The 256-nt window shown below is 57.0% G+C and carries 1 rRNA gene; it reads left to right on the top strand.

What is annotated here, in order from left to right:
• Window positions 1-256: ribosomal RNA gene (locus QSK07_RS22770) — 16S ribosomal RNA — on the top strand; the annotation flags it as partial.

Raw genomic sequence — 256 nt, 5'->3', positions numbered from 1 at the left:
GGAGGCAGCAGTGGGGAATATTGCACAATGGGCGCAAGCCTGATGCAGCCATGCCGCGTGTATGAAGAAGGCCTTCGGGTTGTAAAGTACTTTCAGCGGGGAGGAAGGCGGTGCGGTTAATAACCGCGCCGATTGACGTTACCCGCAGAAGAAGCACCGGCTAACTCCGTGCCAGCAGCCGCGGTAATACGGAGGGTGCAAGCGTTAATCGGAATTACTGGGCGTAAAGCGCACGCAGGCGGTCTGTTAAGTCAGA

Source organism: Pantoea sp. QMID4, assembly GCF_030270445.1.
Lineage (GTDB): Bacteria > Pseudomonadota > Gammaproteobacteria > Enterobacterales > Enterobacteriaceae > Pantoea > Pantoea vagans.
Note: the sequence above shows the minus strand (reverse complement) of the source record. Positions and strands in the feature narration are given on the sequence as shown.